The organism is Uliginosibacterium sangjuense, from assembly GCF_059132465.1.
In genome coordinates this window covers 1,347,575-1,366,525 of sequence record NZ_CP101132.1, presented here as the reverse complement: position 1 = coordinate 1,366,525, position 18,951 = coordinate 1,347,575, and the positions used below count along the sequence as shown (strand labels likewise).

The 18,951-nt window shown below is 62.6% G+C and carries 17 protein-coding genes and 1 tRNA gene; 8 read left to right on the top strand and 10 right to left on the bottom strand.

Translation table 11 applies throughout. The annotated features are described in order from the left end of the window. Window positions 1–2 precede the first annotated feature (2 nt). The 8 genes from NMB43_RS06260 to aceB form a co-directional block, all read right to left on the bottom strand. Window positions 3–1,490, bottom strand: coding sequence for a tripartite tricarboxylate transporter permease (locus NMB43_RS06260; protein ID WP_494351291.1), 1,488 nt, complete (start codon window positions 1,488–1,490; stop codon window positions 3–5). 2 nt (window positions 1,491–1,492) lie between these two features. Continuing rightward, window positions 1,493–2,002: a tripartite tricarboxylate transporter TctB family protein gene (locus tag NMB43_RS06255; RefSeq protein ID WP_494351290.1), complete on the bottom strand. Its 510-nt coding sequence runs from the start codon at window positions 2,000–2,002 to the stop codon at window positions 1,493–1,495. 9 nt (window positions 2,003–2,011) lie between these two features. Then, window positions 2,012–2,992 carry a Bug family tripartite tricarboxylate transporter substrate binding protein gene (locus NMB43_RS06250; RefSeq protein ID WP_494351289.1) on the bottom strand — a complete coding sequence of 327 codons (981 nt, stop codon included), beginning with the start codon at window positions 2,990–2,992 and terminating at the stop codon, window positions 2,012–2,014. Window positions 2,993–3,022: 30 nt separating this feature from the next. Then, window positions 3,023–4,222, bottom strand: coding sequence for a CaiB/BaiF CoA transferase family protein (locus NMB43_RS06245; RefSeq protein WP_494351288.1), 1,200 nt, complete (start codon window positions 4,220–4,222; stop codon window positions 3,023–3,025). Continuing rightward, on the bottom strand, window positions 4,219–5,154 hold the full coding sequence (locus NMB43_RS06240) for a hydroxymethylglutaryl-CoA lyase (protein WP_494351287.1): 936 nt from the start codon (window positions 5,152–5,154) through the stop codon (window positions 4,219–4,221). The genes NMB43_RS06245 and NMB43_RS06240 overlap by 4 nt, the downstream gene beginning before the upstream one ends. A gap of 138 nt (window positions 5,155–5,292) precedes the next feature. After that, window positions 5,293–5,445 (bottom strand): hypothetical protein, encoded by a 153-nt coding sequence (locus NMB43_RS06235; protein ID WP_494351286.1) that lies wholly within the window; start codon window positions 5,443–5,445, stop codon window positions 5,293–5,295. Window positions 5,446–5,555: 110 nt separating this feature from the next. Next, a complete protein-coding gene (locus tag NMB43_RS06230) occupies window positions 5,556–5,840 on the bottom strand; it encodes a DUF4212 domain-containing protein (protein ID WP_494351285.1) in 285 nt (94 codons plus the stop codon). A 54-nt stretch (window positions 5,841–5,894) separates the two neighbouring features. Then, entirely contained in the window at window positions 5,895–7,493 is a 1,599-nt protein-coding gene (gene aceB, locus NMB43_RS06225; RefSeq protein ID WP_494351284.1) for a malate synthase A, read from the bottom strand. Window positions 7,494–7,590: 97 nt separating this feature from the next. Here aceB and NMB43_RS06220 point away from each other — a divergent pair, with 97 nt between their 5' ends. Then, window positions 7,591–8,472, top strand: a complete 882-nt coding sequence (locus tag NMB43_RS06220; RefSeq protein WP_494351283.1) for a LysR family transcriptional regulator — start codon at window positions 7,591–7,593, stop codon at window positions 8,470–8,472. On the opposite strand, the gene NMB43_RS06215 is transcribed toward NMB43_RS06220, so the two are convergent. After that, complete coding sequence (locus tag NMB43_RS06215) at window positions 8,438–8,866, bottom strand: hypothetical protein (protein ID WP_494351282.1); 429 nt, start codon at window positions 8,864–8,866, stop codon at window positions 8,438–8,440. The two genes, NMB43_RS06220 and NMB43_RS06215, sit on opposite strands and share 35 nt — an antisense overlap. A gap of 542 nt (window positions 8,867–9,408) precedes the next feature. On the opposite strand from NMB43_RS06215, the gene NMB43_RS06210 reads away from it, so the two are divergent. The 7 genes from NMB43_RS06210 to NMB43_RS06180 all read left to right on the top strand — a co-directional run bounded on the left by NMB43_RS06210 (window position 9,409) and on the right by NMB43_RS06180 (window position 16,903). Continuing rightward, complete coding sequence (locus NMB43_RS06210) at window positions 9,409–9,819, top strand: type IV pilin protein (protein ID WP_494351281.1); 411 nt, start codon at window positions 9,409–9,411, stop codon at window positions 9,817–9,819. Further along, window positions 9,819–10,424, top strand: coding sequence for a GspH/FimT family pseudopilin (locus NMB43_RS06205; RefSeq protein WP_494351280.1), 606 nt, complete (start codon window positions 9,819–9,821; stop codon window positions 10,422–10,424). The genes NMB43_RS06210 and NMB43_RS06205 overlap by 1 nt, the downstream gene beginning before the upstream one ends. A gap of 10 nt (window positions 10,425–10,434) precedes the next feature. After that, on the top strand, window positions 10,435–10,902 hold the full coding sequence (gene pilV, locus NMB43_RS06200; protein WP_494351279.1) for a type IV pilus modification protein PilV: 468 nt from the start codon (window positions 10,435–10,437) through the stop codon (window positions 10,900–10,902). Between the two features lies 1 nt (window position 10,903). After that, a complete protein-coding gene (locus NMB43_RS06195; RefSeq protein ID WP_494351278.1) occupies window positions 10,904–12,088 on the top strand; it encodes a PilW family protein in 1,185 nt (394 codons plus the stop codon). Beyond that, complete coding sequence (locus tag NMB43_RS06190; RefSeq protein WP_494351277.1) at window positions 12,088–12,765, top strand: pilus assembly PilX family protein; 678 nt, start codon at window positions 12,088–12,090, stop codon at window positions 12,763–12,765. The genes NMB43_RS06195 and NMB43_RS06190 overlap by 1 nt, the downstream gene beginning before the upstream one ends. 19 nt (window positions 12,766–12,784) lie before the next feature. Then, window positions 12,785–16,777: a pilus assembly protein gene (locus NMB43_RS06185; RefSeq protein WP_494351276.1), complete on the top strand. Its 3,993-nt coding sequence runs from the start codon at window positions 12,785–12,787 to the stop codon at window positions 16,775–16,777. 50 nt (window positions 16,778–16,827) lie between these two features. Continuing rightward, window positions 16,828–16,903, top strand: a tRNA-Thr gene (locus tag NMB43_RS06180). A gap of 78 nt (window positions 16,904–16,981) precedes the next feature. Here NMB43_RS06180 and NMB43_RS06175 read toward each other — a convergent pair. Beyond that, a complete protein-coding gene (locus NMB43_RS06175) occupies window positions 16,982–18,757 on the bottom strand; it encodes a DEAD/DEAH box helicase (protein WP_494351275.1) in 1,776 nt (591 codons plus the stop codon). Between the last annotated feature and the right edge of the window lie 194 nt (window positions 18,758–18,951).

The window sequence follows — 18,951 nt, the reverse complement described above, 5'->3', positions numbered from 1 at the left end:
CGCTACCCCGCCTTGCGCAACATCGACACCATGCGCGGCAACACCAGCAGCACGGCCGCCACGGCCAGCAATGAAGCCGACAGCGGGCGCGAGGTGAAGGTGCTCCAGTCGCCCTGGCTGATGACCAGCGCCTGCCGCACCGACTGCTCCAGCAGGGGACCCAGGATCATACCGACGATCAAGGGCGCCGCCGGAATGTCGAGCCGGCGCATCATGAAGCCCAGCACCCCGAACGCGAACAGCATGCCGACGTCGAACAGCGAGTTGCCCGCGCCGTACACCGCCACGGTCGAGATCACCAGGATGCCGGCATACAGCCACTGCGGCGGGATGTGCAGGATCTTCACCCACAGCCCCACCAGCGGCAGGTTCAGCAACAGCAGGATCACGTTGCCGATGTAGAGGCTGGCAATCAGCGTCCACACCAGGCCGCTCTGCTGCGTGAACAGCAGCGGGCCGGGCTGGATGCCGTAGCCCTGGAAGGCGGACAGGATCACCGCCGCCGTCGCTGAGGTCGGAATGCCCAGGGTCAGCAGCGGCATCAGCACGCCGGCCGCCGAGGCGTTGTTGGCCGCTTCCGGCCCCGCCACGCCCTCGATGGCTCCCTTGCCGAACTCTTCCGGATGCTTGCTCAGCTTGCGCTCGCTGTAATAGGACAACAGGGTCGGCAGTTCCGCGCCCCCCGCCGGCAAGGCGCCGAAGGGGAAACCCAGCGCGGTGCCGCGCAACCAGGGCTTCCAGCTACGTTTCCAGTCCTCGCGCGACAGCTTCACGCTGCCTGAGAGCTTCATCACCTCACCCTCGGCGAAGTGCCCCTGCCAGGCCAGGAACAGTGCCTCGCCTACGGCGAAGATGCCGACCAGCACGACCGTGACCTCCACCCCGTCGAGCAACTCGGCGGCGCCGAAGGTGAGACGTGGCTGGCCGGTCTGCAGATCCACGCCGACGAAGCCCAGCATGAGCCCGATGGCCAGCGCAATCAGCCCTCGCAGGGCGGAGTTGCCCAGCACCGAGGACACCGCCACCAGGGCCAGCACCATCAGTGCCGCGTACTCGGCCGGGCCGAAGGCCAGCGCAGCCTCCACTACCCAGGGCGAGAAGAAGGTCAGCGCGATGGTGCCGATGGTGCCGGCGATGAAGCTGCCGATCGCCGCCGTGGCCAATGCCGGCCCTGCGCGCCCGCGCCGCGCCATGCGATTGCCCTCCATGGCGGTCACCATGGTGGCCGACTCGCCCGGCGCGTTGATCAGGATGGAAGTGGTCGAGCCACCGTACATGGCGCCGTAATAGATGCCCGCGAACAGCACGAACATCGCCGCCGCCGGCACCTTGTAGGTCAGCGGCAGCAGCAGCGCGATGGTCAGCGCTGGCCCGATGCCGGGCAGCACCCCGACCAGGGTGCCCAGGAAGCAACCCGCGAATCCATACATCAGAATCTCGGGTTGCAGGGCGACCGCGAAGCCGCCCATCAGTGCGTCGAATGTGGACATGGTCATCCTGGAATGGAGAGAGAGCCCAGCTTCAGGAAGGGGCCCAGTTGCACCCCCAGCGCGCGGTCGAACAGCAACCAGATCGCCAGCGTGACGACGAACCCCATCAGCAGCGCACGCCCCACGCCCCGGCTGCCGAAGGCCTGGGCGAACAAGGCGAAGCCCACGGTGCCGGCGGCACCGATGCCGACCGTGGCCAGCAGCCCCATGAGGGCCGCCAGACCACCGATGAGCCAGGCGCCACGCAGGGTACCGCCGGGCACCGGTTTGAGCTCGGCATCATCCGCCGCATCGGGGCAACGCCCCTGCCAGGCAGCCTGGGTATAGCCCATGGCCAGCACCAGCAGGAACAAGGCGCCGGCCCCCGGCAACAGCCGCGGGCCGACGCCGTCGTCGAGGATGGGCTTGGGAATGGCCATCACGCCGACCACCCCCAGCACCGCCAGCGCGAAGATGGCGATGCCGGCGGCAATCGGGAACAGCCGATCGCTGATCTTGAACCAGCTTGTCATAGCGCCTCCTCAGGCCAGGCCCAGTTCCTTCATCACGGCTTCGGTCTCGGCCACGTCCTCGGCCAGTTCCTTGGCAAAAGCGTCGCCGGACAGGAAGACGTCGGTCCACTTGCGCTGCGCAACGATCTCCTTCCAGGCAGGCGCCTTGTCCAGCGCGCCGAGGTAGTCGGTCAAGGCCTGCTTCTGCTGCGCCGTGAGGCCGGGAGGCGCAAACACGCCGCGCCAGTTGGCCGCCACCACCGGCACGCCGAGTTCCTTCAAGGTTGGCACCTCCACACCGGGGATACGCTTGTTGCCCGAGACCGCCAGCAGACGCATGCGGCCGGCCGCCACCTGTTCGGCGAATTCCGAGTAGCCCGAAATGCCGGCCGAGACCTGGCCGCCGATGATGGCCGCCACCGCTGCGCCGCCGCCGGCGAAGGCCACGTAGGCCGCATCCTTCGGGTTGAGCTTCAAGGCACGCAGCAGCATGCCCAACAGCAGGTGGTCGGTGCCACCGGCGCTGCCGCCGGCCACACTGACCGCCTTGGGATTGGCCTTGAACGCGTTTTCCAGATCCTTCCAGGTCTTGAAGGGGCTGCTCGCCGGTACCGCGATCACGCCCGCCTCTTCGGTCAGACGCGCGATGGGCGTCACATCCTTGATCGTGACCGGGCTCTTGTTGGCGATGCCTGCGCCCACCATGACCGAGCCGCCCACCATCAGCGCATTGCCCTGCCCTTTACGCATGTTCACGAACTTCGGCAGGCCCACCATGCCGCCGGCGCCGCCGACGTTCTCGAACTGGAAGTTGCCGACCAGCCCCGCCGACTTGGAGGCCGCCTCGATGGCCCGCCCGGTGCCGTCCCACCCGCCACCCGGCGCGGCCGGGATAAACATGTTGATGCTCTCGAACAAGGGCGCAGCAAAGGCGATGCGCGGCAGACCCGCCGCCAGCGGCGCAAGGCCGGCACCGATGATCAGACGACGACGTTGGGTGTTGATGCTCATGATTGGCTCCTCTTGTGGGTGGTACGCCGGTCAGGCGTGGTTGCTCGCAGAGGCTGCTACGCAGCCCGCCGCCAGCATTTCTTCTATTTCTTCAGGTTCGTAGCCCAGTTCGGCCAGCAAGGCGCGGGTCTGCTCACCCACGGCGGGCAAGTCGCGCCGGGTACGCGTGCGCCGGCCATCGAGCGCCAGCGGCAGGGCCGGCACCGCGCTGACCCGGCCGTCGGGCAAGGTGACTTCGGTGAATCCATCCGACGCCAGCAGATGCGGGTCGCCGAACAGATCCTCGGGGCGCTGGATCGGCGCGAAGGGCAGGCCGGCCGCCTCGCAGCGACGCATGATCTCCGCCTTGGCGAAACCGCCGATGTGCTCACGCAGCGCGGGCATGAACTCGTCGCGCGCACGCACGCGCATCGCATTGCTGGCCAGGTCGGGCCGATTGAGCAGATGCGGCAGGTCGAAGGCCCGGCAGAAGGCCTGCCATTGGGCATCGCTGACCACACCGATGAAGACCTGATCCGCGTCGCGCGTGGCGAACACGTCATACACCGCCCAGGCCGACAGGCGACTGGGCATCGGCGGCGCCGGCCGACCGGTCACGGCGTACTGCAGCATGTGCTGCGCGACGAGGAAGACGTTGTTCTCGAACAGACCCGCCTGCACCAGCTTGCCCTGCCCGGTGTGCTGGCGCTCGACCACGGCGGCGAGGATGCCGATCACCGCGAACAAGCCGCCCATCACGTCGTTCACCGAGGCCCCGGCACGCAGGGGGCGCCCCTCGGGCCCGGTCATGTAGGCCAGGCCGCCCATCATCTGCACCACCTCGTCCAGCGCGGTGCGCTGCTCGTAGGGGCCGGGCAAGAAGCCCTTCATCGCGCAGTAGATGAGGCGCGGATGGCGCGCACGCAACGGCTCTGGCCCCAGGCCCAGCTTCTCCATCGCACCGGGGCGGAAGTTCTCGGTCACGATGTCGGCGCTGGCGATCAGGCGCTCGACGACCTCGCGCCCGCGCGACGACTTCAGGTCGACCGCCAGGCTCTGCTTGTTGCGGTTGTAGGTCGGCCAGTAACCGGCACCGGAGCCCGGCAGGCTGCGCGTGCTGTCGCCCTCCACGCTCTCGACCTTGATGACTTCGGCCCCCAGGTCGGCCAGCACCAGGCCGCAGGCAGGCCCCATGACCATGTGCACGAACTCGACCACACGCAGCCCGGCGAGCGGCAAGGCCGTACTCATGGCGTGCCCCCCGAGGCGTAGCGGAAGTCTCGCGGCAAGCCTGCTTCCGGCACCTGGCCGTAGAGCGGCTCACCCGGCAGCGCCTCGGCGAGCACCTGGCGCGCGGCGAGCAGACCATCCAGGCGCACGCCGGTGTCCACGCCCATGGCCTCGAACATGAAGACGAGGTCTTCGGTAACGATGTTGCCGCTGGCACCCGGCGCATAGGGGCAGCCACCCAAGCCGGCCTGCGAGGCATCGAAGGTACGCACGCCAACCTCGTAGGCCGCCAGCGCATTGGCCAGCCCGAGGCCGCGCGTGTTGTGCAGATGCGCGCCGCCCGCGCGCTTACCCAGTTCCGCCTGCAGGCGCGTGAACAATCGCTTCACCTGCGCCGGATTGGCATAGCCCGTGGTGTCGGACAGGCCCACGGCATCCGCGCCTGCCTCCGCACAGGCCAAGGCCAGCGTGATGACCTCGTCTTCCTCCACCTTACCCTGCAGGGTGCACCCGAAGGCGGTGGAGATGCCGACCTCCACGCCGACCGCTGGCGCCTGCTCGGCGCGCAGGGCGACCACGCGACGCAGCTCCTCAACCGCCTCCTCCGGCGTCTTGCGGATATTGGCGAGGCTGTGCGCGCGCGAGGCGGAAATGGGCAGGGTCAGCTTGTGCGCACCGGCCGCCAGCGCCGCTTCGGCGCCCTTCAGATTGGGCACCAGGGCCAGCACGGTAATGCCCGGAATGGCTCGCGCACCGGCCACGACCTCGGCCGCGTCGGCCATCTGCGGCAGCAGCTTCGGCGGCACGAAGGCGGCCACCTCGATCTCGCGCAGACCGCTGGCCGCCAACGCGCGTATCCAGTCCAGCTTGGCCGACGTCGGCATGCTGCGCGCAAGGCTCTGCAAGCCATCACGCGGGCCAACTTCGCTGATCAGGACGGATGCATCTGACATGCCCCCAGTGTGGGAGGCGGGTTGACGCAGATCAAGCTGTGGAAATCCGAATACTGCGCCGCAACATTCGGCGCCGCCCAGGCGCAGGAAAAGAAAAACCCCGCCGCAGCGGGGTTTTCACGGTGCAAGACGCCCGGATTACAGGGGCTTGCGTGCCTTCTGATGGCATTCGGCTTCGTACACCACGCGGCGCAGGGCACGGGTGGACTTGCGGAACAGGCGCTTGGAGGACTTGCTCAGGCAGCGGCGCTCCATGGAGGAACGGCGAGTACGGTTGGCGGTAGAGGCCATGAATCTTCTCCGAAAGGGAATTTGCTCGACACAGCGCCACCGGAGCGCCGGCAGCAAAGCGCGCTAATTTACTGTTTTTGGACCACAAATGCAAAGCCCGCGCAAGCCGATCAGGCGTTTCCGCCCGCGCCCGGAGTCTCAGCTGGCCTGCGCAGGGAGGCTTCCAGCCGGTCCATGTAGAGCGCGTAGAAGCCGACGATGGCGAGAAACCACAGCAACAAGCCCTGCGCCGCCATGTAGAAACCCAGCGGAAAGCCCATCACCACGATCTGATTCAATTCGTTGGCGTACAGGCAGCAGGCCACGGTCGCCAGCCCCCACAGCAGCAACAGGCCAAGGGTGATGCGGCGGGTTCGCCGCCAGTATTCGAGCTTCAGGCGCGCGGAATCGGGCATGCGCGCATGCTACGCACGCCCGGTCCGCACGCCATCAGGGCTTCCCCGCCCGGCTCAGTCCAACTTCTCGTACAGCGGCAGGGTGAGGAATTCCGGGTAGTCCTCGGCCAGCGACATGGTCTCGAAGATCTCCGCCGCGCGCTCATACGTGCCCACCGCTTCGCCCTGCGCCGTCACGGTTGCCTTCACCTTGGCCAGCTCTTCCGGGATCAGCCCCTTGACCAGCTCGGCCGTGACCTTGCGACCATCTTCCAGCACGCCCTTGGGCGAGCGCACCCACTGCCACACCTGCGAGCGGCTGATCTCGGCCGTGGCCGCATCTTCCATCAGGTTGTGGATCGGGACGCAGCCGTTGCCAGCCAGCCAGGAGCCGAGGTAGTGGATGCCGACGTTGATGTTGTTGCGCAGGCCGACTTCCGTGATCGGCGCCTCGGGCACGAAGTTCAGCAGGTCGGCCGCGCCGTAGCTGACGTCCTCACGCTGCTTGCTCCACTGGTTCGGCTTGTCGCCCAGCACCTTGACGAACTCTTCCATGGCGATGGACACCAGCCCCGGGTGCGCCACCCAGCCACCGTCGAAACCGTCGCCGGCATCGCGCGTCTTGTCGGCGCGGATGCCGGCCAGCGCCTTCTCGTTGGCCTCGGGATCACTCTTGATCGGAATCAGCGCGCTCATGCCACCGATCGCCGGCGCGCCGCGCTTGTGGCAGGCCTTCACCAGACTCAGCGCATAGGCACGCATGAAGGGCACGGTCATCGTGATGCTGCCGCGGTTGGCCAGACAGAAATCGCGGTTGGTCTTGAACTTCTTGATGCAGGAAAAGATGTAGTCCCAGCGCCCCGCATTCAGGCCCGCGCTGTGCTCGCGCAGCTCGTACAGGATCTCTTCCATCTCGAAGGCGGCCAGGATGGTCTCGATCAGCACCGTCGCCTTGATCGTGCCGCGCGGAATGCCGATCTCGTCCTGCGCCATGCAGAAGATGTCGTTCCACAGGCGCGCCTCCAGGTGGCTCTCCATCTTGGGCAGATAGAAGAACGGCCCGGCGCCACGCGCGATCTGCTCCTTCGCGTTGTGGAACAGAAACAGCGCGAAGTCGAAGATGCCGCCTGACACACGCTGGCCGTCGACCAGCACATGTTTCTCATCCAGATGCCAGCCACGCGGACGCACCAGCAGCGTGGCCACCTTGTCATTGAGCTTGTACGACTTGCCGCTCTGCTCCAGCGAGATCGTGCCGCGCACCGCGTCAATCAGGTTGATCTGACCCTGGATCTGGTTGAACCAGTTCGGCGTGTTGGAATCCTCGAAGTCGGTCATGTACGAATCCGCCCCCGAGTTCAGCGCATTGATGATCATCTTGCGCTCGACCGGGCCGGTGATCTCGACACGACGGCATTCCAAGGCCTTGGGCAGCGGCGCGATCTTCCACTCACCCTCGCGCACCGCCTTCGTCTCCGGCAGGAAGTCCGGCTTCGCGCCCGCATCCAAAGCCTTCTGGCGCTCGACACGCGCTGCCAGCAAGGCCTGCCGGCGCGCTTCAAACGTCCGATGAAGCTTGGCCACCAATGCCAGCGCCCCTGGCGTCAGCACCTGCTCGAAACCCGCTTGCAGCGGCGCGTTGATCTGCATGCCCGTCGGTAGATCCAGCTTCATCACACACCCTCCATGAACGAATGTGGCGAGTCTAGCAATGCCACGAAATGTATAGAATCCAAGAAACAATCAACTCTTTATGTACAAAAAGTACAAAATGGACCGCTTTAAGGAAATCTCCTGCTTTGTCGATGCCGCGCGCCTGGGCAGCCTGTCGGCCGTCGCCCGCAGCGAGGGCGTCAGCCCGGCCATCATCGGGCGCCGGTTGGACGCCCTGGAGCAGCGTCTGGGCGTCAAGCTGCTGGCCCGCAGCACGCGGCGCCTCACGCTCACCACCGAAGGCCAGTTCTTCCTGGAGCACTGCCAACGCATCCTGGCCGACCTCGCCAACGCCGAAGCCACGGCCAGCCAGGGACGCACCCATCCCGCCGGCCACCTCAAGATCACCGCCCCCGCCGGCTTCGGCCGGCGTTACATCGCCCCCATCGTGCAAGAGTTTCTTGCAGCGCACAATAAAGTCAGTGTAAGCCTTGAACTCACAGATCGCATCGTCGACGTCGCCGCCGAAGGCTTCGATTGCGCGATCCGCTTTGGGGAGGTGGGCGACACTCATCTGGTCGTGACCAAGCTGCTGGAAAACAAGCGTGTTTTCGTTGCCAGTCCAGACTACTTTTCCACTCATGGGCACCCCAGCACACCCACCGATCTGTCACGGCACGCCTGTCTATTGCTCCCGCATCAGCAAGGCTGGCTGTTCGGCATGCCAGGCAAGGCCGGCGTCACCAACCTACGCCTGCGGGGCCGTTTCGTATGCTCGGATGGCGCAGTGCTCCGGGAGTGGGCACTGGCAGGCTTAGGCATCGCTTGGCGTTCGATGTGGGAAGTCCGTCAGGATCTCGATGAGGGGAGGCTGACCAGAACGCTGCAGGATTTCGAACCGCCCCCCGTGAAGATCCAGGCAGTCACTCCGCCCCAGGGCCTGGCGCGCGTGGCGCTCCGGTTATTTATCGAGCGCCTTCAGGCGGCCCTGCTACGCTAGGGGGCAAAGGCCCAGTCGGTATCACGATCAGGTTCTCGGGCGCGACCGCCAGATCGCCAAAGGCCAGCTCAAAGCCCAGCCGACTTGCCACCGCGGCGCCCTGCTTCCTTGCCGGCGTGAAGCGCAAGGACCGGATGTAGGCATCCAATCGCGCAACCACCCAAGGCGCGCCCCTGGCCCCAACCCAGCGGACACCGCGTACCTTTCCCTCCTGGTCGATGAACACCCAGGCTTGGGCACGCGTCGTAGGCACCGGCAGATCCTTTAGAGGCAGCTCGAAATCCAGTCCGTCCGGGGGGATAGGCGGTTCATCTAGATCCTTGAGCGCCCAATACTCGCGCTCGTCAAGCGGCTCAACTTTCGTATCGATATCCGCTTGAGCACTGGCGGGCATGCGTGCAGGTTCCGCCGCGGTCCGGTCCACCTCCGCGCCAGGCCGTGGGCCGGGCTCGCCAGCCAGGGGGTCGTCCGCCGCGGGTAGCCACACGTGGAAACGAGCAGGTGCGCCAGGAGTTGCACCAAACTCCACGTCCTCCGATTCCATCCAAAACCACCAACCGACGGCATGGATAACGAACGACACGACAGACGCGACAAGGAATGTTCGCGACACACACTCACTCCGAAAACCAATCCACCTCAGCTTAACCCACCTACCATTCGGGGGAATCCTGGGTCCGCTGTTCCGCTCACGGGCGGCGCCCATCTGAAGGAGGTCAAAAAACGACACCTGCCTGACGATAATGGTCACAAGACTGACTACCCGACTGGTACACGTCACTTTGCACGATTTGATCAATCAAGACATTGCTGGGACGATGCGTTGCTCATGTGTTAAGAAGGACAGCCACTCGCCCCTTCTAATCGTCCGCCCGTCCGGACTCTGTCAAAATTGACAAAACCGCATTCCAGACTGTACTGAGAGGGAGACTAACCATGGCGCGACAAAAAGGCTTCACCCTTATCGAACTCTTGATCACCGTGGCCATCATTGCCATTCTGGCGAGCTTGGCCGTGCCTGCCTACACAGACTACATCCGGCGCGGCCGCGTCGCTGGCGCAACCCAGTTCCTGTCGGAACTCAAAATCCGCCTTGAGCAGTTCTACGGATCAAACCGGGATTTCAACGCGGCCAACTCTCCCTGCCTGACGAATTGGGACACGCCCGACAGGGCCTTTACCGTCACCTGCCGCGCGCCGACCGCCGACACCTTCATCTTGACGGCCAACGGTAATGTCGATGTCGGCTACGTCTACACCATCAACCAGAGTGGCCAGAAAACCTCGACCGGCTTTGGCAGTAGTTCGACAAACTGCTGGATCATGAAGCGAGGGGGGGGCTGCTGATGAGCACGTCCCGCTCAAATGGCTTCACCCTGATCGAACTGATGGTGACGGTCGCACTCATCGCGATCCTGCTTGGCATCGGCGTACCTAGTCTGGGCAACTGGATTGCACGGGCAGGCGTGAACACGGCCGCCGAAACGATCCAAAACGGCTTGCGCCAGGCCCAGGCCGAAGCGGTTCGCCGGAATGCTGCGGTGGATTTCCTGCTGGTCAGCGTCGCGGCCAACGCCGTCACTTCGGCCACGCCAGCCACGGCAGGCACCACGGGCTGGCAGTCCTGGGTCATCCGGCTCGCCTCGGACAACAGTGTGATTGTCGCTGCCGATATTTCTGCAGATGCCGCGAGGGCCACGCTTAGCACCAGCACCGCTGCAGCCAATGCCTTGCGCTTCAATGGATTCGGCCAGGTCATGACGACCGCAGGGGCTCAGTTGGGCGCGCCGGTGATTTTCGACGTGCGTAACACCGACCCTTCGGTTCGCTCCGCCCGCTGCGTGTATATCACCCCCGCCGGTGCGGTTAAGGTTTGCAACCCGTCAGTCTCAGCCGCCAATCTCGCCAGTTGTGCCAACACCCCGATCGTCAACAACTGCAATGCGCCCTGAGGGATCTTTCATGCAACGCCACCACGCCAAAGGTTTCATGCTGCTCGAGGCGATGATCGCGCTCCTGATATTCTCGTTGGGAATACTCGGGGTCATCGCCTTCCAGGCCTCCAGCACAAAGCTGACTGCTGACGCCCGCTATCGCACCGAAGCTGCGTTGTACGCAGACGAATTGATCTCCCGCATGCGGCTCGCCGATCGCGCAACGCTGGCTGCCAGTTATTCAACGGGCGGTGCGGCTCTGAACGCCTGGACCGCCTCCCGGCTCAATGCGGCGGCAAACCGGCTCCCAGGTGCGGCGGCAAGAGTGACCATCACGCAAGACCTTACCGTCCCCGGTGGCCTGGGTGCCTTCCTCGCCAACGTCACGATCGAATGGCACGGCCCCGGCACGGCAGCGGCGACCACCACAGCCACCGCCACCGCCATCCAGACTGCCGAACAAGGCAGGTACGTCACCACCGCGTTCATTGAATAGCATGGATACCCTTCACGCGCGTCGCGTTACCAAAAGGCCGGCATGCTCCGGGATCAGCCTAATTGAGATCATGATCGGCATGGCGATCGCCATGGTCGCTGCCGTCATTATTCTGCAGACTTTCTCGAACAATCAGGTTTTTGCCCGGGCTACGCAAGGCGCCAGCGATGCGCAGCAGACCGGTAACGTCCTGTCCCGCTACCTTTCCCGAACGCTGGAGGAATCTGGGTCTGCACTGACGGCAGCAGAGGGCATCTGGGGGTGCCGTCTCAATGCCACCATGGCAGGCGTGGTCACCCACCCACGCCCCGGTGCATTTCCCAACCCTTTCCAATTCATACCAATCCCACTGCGCCTTGCTCCGGCCATTGCAATCAGTGGCTCTGCTACTGGGGTCAATCCAGATATCGACACCATGGTGATTTCGATCGGCAGACCCGCCGGGTCCAGCCAGGACTTTGGTGCCACGTTCAATACGGAACTCCAGATTTCACCCAACCCAGCCATCGGATTCAGCCCCAACGACTACCTCCTGTCCTATCCGCCGCTGGAAGGCGCCGCCAACGTCAATGACTGCAATCTTGTCCGCGTTGCTTCCACTTTCGTCCCGACCGCGCTACGTCCCATCATTCCCGGCCTCGGTTCACGCGCCGTAGGTCTTGCCCCCAACTCGGTAGCACTGGCCGCAAATTACGGTCAGCCTCCCAACACTGGCGCCCCGTTCTTCATTCGAAACATCGGTCAGGCCCCCGCGCTGCTCGGGCTCACCGTGGACGCCAATACAGCCTCCCTCATGTCGCTGGACCTGTTAGCGGTCAATCCGGCGCCACAGATCATCGCGGAGAACGTCGTAGCGCTGAAGGTGCTTTATGGCTTCGATGCAGACAACAACAACATCATCTCGAATGCGGAATGGCAAGAGCCCGTGGGCGCACTGGCACCAGCCACGCTGCTGAACGGAACGCAAGCCTCCGCCAGCGTGCTTTCGCAGATCATCGCCATCCGGATCAACTACGTCGTCAGAAGTTCGCAATTGGCGGGCTTCGATGGTGGTAACCAGACCGTGACCCTGTTTCCTGATCGCGTCCCTGCCTACCCGCCCATCGTCATGGCCGGCAATGCTGCGCGCTACCAGTACCAGGTGTTCGATGTCACGGTTCCCCTGCACAACCCGAGGTCCCTGTGATGACCAGCCATTACCCGAACGGATGCAAACGGCAGCGTGGCGCCATCCTCATCATTACGCTCGTCATCCTCACCGCGATGACGCTGGCCAGCGTAGGGCTCCTCCGCTCCGTCGACACTGCCACGCTGCTGTCCGCCAACATCGGCTTCAAGAGAGATGCGGCCGCACGTGCCAGCGTCGTCGCGCAAACCCTGATCACCGCACTCAGGGATGCCACCTTCACGGCCAACACGGATTTTGGCTGCACCAGCACAGGCTGTACTCCCTCCATCAATAAATACAACTACTCGCCGATCATGCTCGAAACCGGAACAGATGGCATTCCGTCAATCCTGCAGCCAGCGAATAAAACAACCTACCAGGCAAATTTCGGAGTGAACTCCTGGACGACCAATACGACTGCATTGGCTGAAATGGCCCAGAACAGAGTTGATATTTATTTCCTACTGGATCGTCTATGTGACGAAATGGGCAGCGCCACCAAAGAACGCTGCGTATTCGACGAACCACAGGACATCATTGCGGATCTATCCGGCGACTACCGAGGATCGGGCTCTTCCAAGGGCCTAGGCTCCCCACCCGGCACCAACGCACGCCCCTTGTACCGATTGACGGTACGTGCGGACGGACCGCGCCAGACCGCGGCCTACATTCAACTGATCGCAACCCTCAAATAACTGAGGCAGGAGCATAACCATGAGCTATGTGAAAATGCTTCGCTCTGCATTGAGCGTTTCGCTCGCAGTATTGCCCTCCATCGCGCTGAGCGCGCCAACCAAACTGGCCGATCAGCCCCTTGCCTGGGGAAGTGCGCAAGCAGTCGGCGGAGCGAACGTAATCCTTACGCCGTCGGTGGAATGGCCAACCGCACTGGGGGTTGCACACAAAGAGGCCGACTTTGTTCCTACTAAGGAATTCGTCGGCTATTTTGACCCAGCAAAATGCTACACATACAATGGAACATATTTTGTACCGGCTTCCATGGCCGCGATCGTCTCCGGTCGCTGGCAATGCAGCAACGCCTGGAGTGGAAACCTGCTGAACTACGCCACGATGGGCACGATCGACATCTTCCGGTGGACCATGACCGGCGGAAGCAGGTGGGTGGACCCCAACGCATCACCTGCTGTCAACTACGACCTCCCCTACGACAGCACCGACACTTCCAGTTCGCTTGTCGTCCTGAGGCGAGCATACTCTAACGGTCAAGGTGGGGACGCGACTTTTCCTGTCAGGAGAATTCAAGGTTCAGTCGCCGGAACCATCTCGGCTTACATGCCCGCAGTGTCAGGCATCAACCGCAGCAATACCGTTGGATTTGATAGCTTAACCCGTGGCATTACCTTTGCTGTCGCAAACACCACCACCACGGGTCACTCCAATTTCCCAACTCCTGCCGCCATATTTAACGCGGCCGTTGAGGTATGTAATGTCAACGTCGGACTGGAAGGAAACTGCAAGACCTACCGGACTGTAACAAACGGCGTCACTCGTTACGCATACAAGCCTGAAGGCCTGATGCAGCAGTACAAGGATCAATTCCGTTTTGCCATCTTCGGCTACCTGAATAGACAGTACGCATCCGGCTCCAGCGGGCCGGATTTGGATGGCGCCGCCTTGCGCGCACCAATGAAGAATATCAGTTCGGAACTGACTGATATGGGCGCGTATGTCCGCAATCCAGACTCCGCGCTGGCGAGTGCCACCTCGGTGGCGGGCGGAGGTGCGATACAAGACTCAGGAGCAATGAACTACCTGAACAAATTCGGGTTCCGCTCACAGAGCTACAAATCCCATGACCCGGTTGGAGAAATGTATGCCGAAGCTATACGTTATTTCACTGGGGCATCCGGTTCCTCGCTGACAACCATCCCTGTCGCCACACCTTCGCTGGCGGAACTCGACTACTTTCCGATGATCACCAACTGGACTCAGTATCCAGCAATCAAGAACTGGTGTGATCGGAATTTCGTGATCGGGATCGGTGACGTCAATACGCACGCTGACAAAAACATTTCGGCCACAGACTCCCCAAAAGCGGCGATCGAAGACACACGCGGTGTCATCACTGTGACGGATCCAACCGGTGCAACCGTAGACGTCAAGGCCTGGACTGCCAAAATTTTCAGCTCTGGACAAGAGCCCGGCGGCATGGCTGGCTGGGAAGGCCGCCAAACCATCGGTGGCGTTGAAACCGGAACCAATGCAGGCTACAACTTTGTCACCAGCGCCTCAGTAAACAGCGTCGGGCGCTGCTGTAACCAGAACGGTTTTTTCATGGCAGGCCTGGCCTTCTGGGCCAATACCAACGATGTGAGCGCCCTGGCAGGCCCCAAACCGACCAATCAGATTCAGACAGTGCAAACCTACTGGGTAGATGTGCTGGAAAATCTGCTCTACAAAAATTACAACCAGTATTACCTGGCAACCAAATATGGCGGTTTTCGCGATGGCAACGCCACGGGATTCCCTTCATACAATCCTGCAAACAGCTATCCGAATACATTGACCGAATGGTCAGCCGATTGCCGGACTCTTCTTGGAACTTGCTCAAATCCGGGCACACCGTCAATCCGCGTACCGGACAATTATTACCCCGCATCAGATGCCAACAAGATGCGCTCCGGGCTGTCAGCGATCTTCCAAAATGCAGGCGGCACCATTTCGGCAGGGTCTGGCATTTCTGGAGGAACAGCAAACTTCCCCAGAAACGCCCTGGTCACGGCATACCAGACGAAATTCGACCCCAATGATTGGACCGGTGACGTCTATCCCATTTCAACGACGGGCTTCGACTCCGCCGGTAATTTGATCATTTCCACATCGCCTGCACCATGGTCTGCTAGGACAGTACTTACCAACCAGTTCGCCGGCACAAACTGGGATCAAGGAAGAAAAATCATCACCATGGGGCTGGACAGTGTCGTCAATGGTGTAGAGACCTTCAAGCCGACACCATTCCGGATTAACGCGCTTGCTCCGACGCAATTGGCGACTTTGGGAAGCACCGCAACCGAGCAACAGGCTGTGCTTAACTATCTACGAGGCGACCGGACAGGAGAAACCGCTACTGCACCCGCCACCCCGCCCTTCCGCGAGCGTAAGGCCCTGCTTGGAGACATCGTCGACTCTTCCGCCGTTTATGTGGGAGAGCCGGATGCCGTGTATGGTGTGGATGACTTCAACCCCGGATACAGCACATTCAAGTCTGGGTCAGCTTCACCCGCAGCGGGCCGTGCAGCCAATCCAATACTGGTTGTTGGCTCCAACGACGGAATGCTGCATGTGCTGAACGCGACGACTGGTCAGGAATTGTTCGCCTACGTGCCTTCGGCACTGTACGAGGGACCCACCATCGAAGCCACAGGATCCGCCGAGATCGACGGCATCGCTGCACTTGCAAGCAAGAATTACTCGCACCATTTCTACGTCAACGCTACACCGACCGTGCGCGATGTGGATTTCAATCGCGCTGGCGATGACAACTGGAAAAGCGCGGGCGCAGCCGAATGGCACACAATTGCCGTAGGTGGCCTGGGCAAGGGCGGCAGAATGATTTACGCGCTCGATCTCACCCAACCGGTCGGCTCCGGCGAATCCGAGACCTCGATGACCTCGGGTGGCAACTACAACAAGCGCCTGCTCTGGGAGTTCACAGACCCTGATCTGGGCTTTACTTATGGCGAACCCTTGGTCGTCAAGACTGAGCATTGGGGCTGGGTGGTCATCGTTTCTGGTGGCTACAACAATAATTCCGGCATTGGAAAAATATTCGTATTGCATCCCAAAACGGGCGCCGTTCTCGCCACAGCAAGTACCGGCGTCGGCACACCCACGACCCCATCAGGTTTATCCGAACTCACAGGGTTCACCAGAAACTACAAGGACTTCATCTTTAAGGAAGTGTACGGCGGCGACCTCCTGGGCAATGTGTGGCGCTTCGATCTGCCCAAGCACAAAAGTGTGTCCGCAACGCCCGTCATCACAGTCACACATCTTGCCGTCCTGACCGATGCGGCTGGTGACCCACTACCCATTACGATGCCGCCCTGGGTGGATGTTGCGAATGATGCTCAGCGCTACGTTTTCGTTGGCACGGGCAAGGCGCTGCATAACGACGACTTGACCCTGGCATCCAAGCCCAATACGCAGACGCAGACTATGCATGCCCTGCACGATGGAGATCAGAATCAGCCTTACTCCTCCACCAACCAGCCCGCCGGCAAGACACTTCCGTATCGGCGTGGCGATCTAACCCAGGTTACGGACGTTCTGGTCGGCGTTCCATCCAAGCAGCCATATGGCTGGTACTACGACTTCCCGACCCCGCCCCAAACCCCTGCCTTACCAGTGGCCGCCACAACCCGAATGATTCACTACATGCAGGGCAATGCGTCGCAATTGGCATGGCTTGTCGATCTTCCAACCGCAGACCCCTGCGAACCGGGCTTCAAGTCCTGGGCCTACTGGATCGATATGGCAACCGGCAAATCCGTACTGATAGACACCACAGGCAATGCAGTCCGTACGGTTGGCGGCAGCGGTGGATACGTGGGTCTCAACTTCGCGCGCGCGGGCAATGACGTTGTCCTCATTGGAACCGACTCAAGCGGAAACACCTCGATCCTCGGCAAACAACGCACTCCCTCTACACCCCGTATCGTCAACTGGCGGACCATCGGAGAATAGGCATACGTGCGTTGCTGGTACTACCTGTTTCAGTTAGAATGCCGGACTTCGCTGCTGTAGCTCAGTCGGTAGAGCAACTGATTCGTAATCAGTAGGTCACCAGTTCGATTCCGGTCAGCAGCACCAAACAAAAAGGGGTGGCGTTTATCGCCACCCCTTTTTCATTCTGGCGTCAGGATCAACTGACGCCTTGACTGCGCCGACTCAGTCGCGAGTGAAACGACGACGCGGAGCTTGTTGGCCCGCATCTTCGCGGACATGACGAGGGCGATCACCCACGGGGTGTTGCGGACGCTGGCTCCAGCCTTCCTCGCGGCTACCCGCAGCGCGCGGGGCACGCGTATCGTCGCGACGCGGGGCAGCCGGACGGTCACTGAAAGTACGCCGACCTTCGCCGCCGCCAAAGCCGTTGCTGCGGGCACGCTCACCATAAGCGCCTTGAGGACGATTGTTGTCGCCGAAGCCCCGGTTTTCGCGACGCTCCCCGTAAGGACGTTCGCCGGCCGGACGGGGGCTGGTACGAGCCCCCTCTTCCGCCGGGCGGGCAAAGCTGCGACGCGCCTCAGTGCCCTGCTCACGACCGCCAAAACCGCTCGCGGGGCGAGGTGCGCCCTGCCAATCGCTTCGGCGCTCGCCGCCGAAGCCGCGGCTTTCGCCACGCTGTTCTTGGCGGCCATCGCGCGGGGCGAAACCACGGTCTTCACGAGGGGCGAAGCTGCGCCCCTCACGCGGAGCAAAACTACGCTCTTCGCGCGGCGCGAAGCCGCGATCCTCGAAGCGCGGCTTGCCACCAAAACCACCGCGACGATCACGGTCGAAGCGCGGACGACTCTCGGGCTTGAGCTTGGGCTCAAGACCAGCAATCTCATGCACGGCGATGCGCTGGGTGGTGAAACGCTCAATGGCGCGCACCTTGCCGCGCTCAGCCGGGCCGGCAATCGTGATCGCCACGCCATTGCGGCCTGCGCGGCCAGTACGGCCAATGCGGTGCACATAGTCTTCGGCACGCATCGGCATGCCGTAGTTGATGACGTGGCTGATGCTCGGCACGTCGATACCACGCGCGGCCACGTCGGTCGCAACCAGGATCTTGATCTCGCCACGGCGCAGGCCAGTCAGCGTGCGGTTGCGCTTGGCCTGCGGCATGTCGCCATGCAGCGGCGCGGCGGCAAAGCCGTTGGCAGCCAGATGGTCGGCCAGGAACTCGGTGTCGCGCTTGGTGGCCGCGAAGACGATGGTCTGATCCACACCCTCGCCCCGCAGCAGGTGGTCCAGCAGGCGCGACTTGTGGCGATCGTCGTCGGCAAAGTGCAGACGCTGCTCGATGTTCTCGTGCGTATCCTGGGAATTGGCCAGCTCGATGCGTTGCGCGTCCTTCATCATGCCCGCGGCCAGCTTGCCGACGGCACCGCCAAAGGTGGCGGAGAACATGACGGTCTGGCGCTCGGCCGGCAGCGCCTCGGCGATGGCTTCGATGTCCTCGATGAAGCCCATGTCCAGCATGCGGTCGGCTTCGTCAAGCACCAGCAGTTCCAGACGCGAGAAGTCGATGCGACCACGCTCGATGTAGTCCAGCAGGCGGCCCGGCGTGGCCACCAGGACTTCCAGCGGCTGCTTGAGCAGGCGAATCTGCGCCGGGTAAGGCATGCCGCCCACCACCGACACGACGCGCGTACGCTTGAGGAACTTGCCGTAGGTTTCGGCCGCCTTGGTCACTTGCAGCGCCAGTTCGCGGGTCGGGGTCAGCACCAGCACGCGCGGACCGATGCTGCGCACCGGCGATTCCATGGTCAGCTTGTGCAATGCAGGCAGCATGAAAGCTGCAGTCTTGCCACTGCCGGTGGCGGCTGAGACCATCAGGTCAGCGCCACTGAGCAAGGCGGGGATGGCCTGCGCCTGGACAGACGTAGGCTCGGTATATCCGGAGGTCTTGACGGCTTTGATGATGGCGTCGTGAAGACCAAAATTCTCGAAAGACATGAGTTTTCTTCCTGTGCCGCATTCAATGCGGCAAAGGCGCACGTAACGACGCACCGGCCTAGGCCGAGCGAAGACGGAGGGTCGCCAGTTGGGCGACAGATGACCGCAGGTGACGTGCGCGGTGGGGCGCGGCTAACGCAAACATCGGCGCCAACCAGAACGACACCCGCAAGATGTCTCCGCTGTGTGGGAGA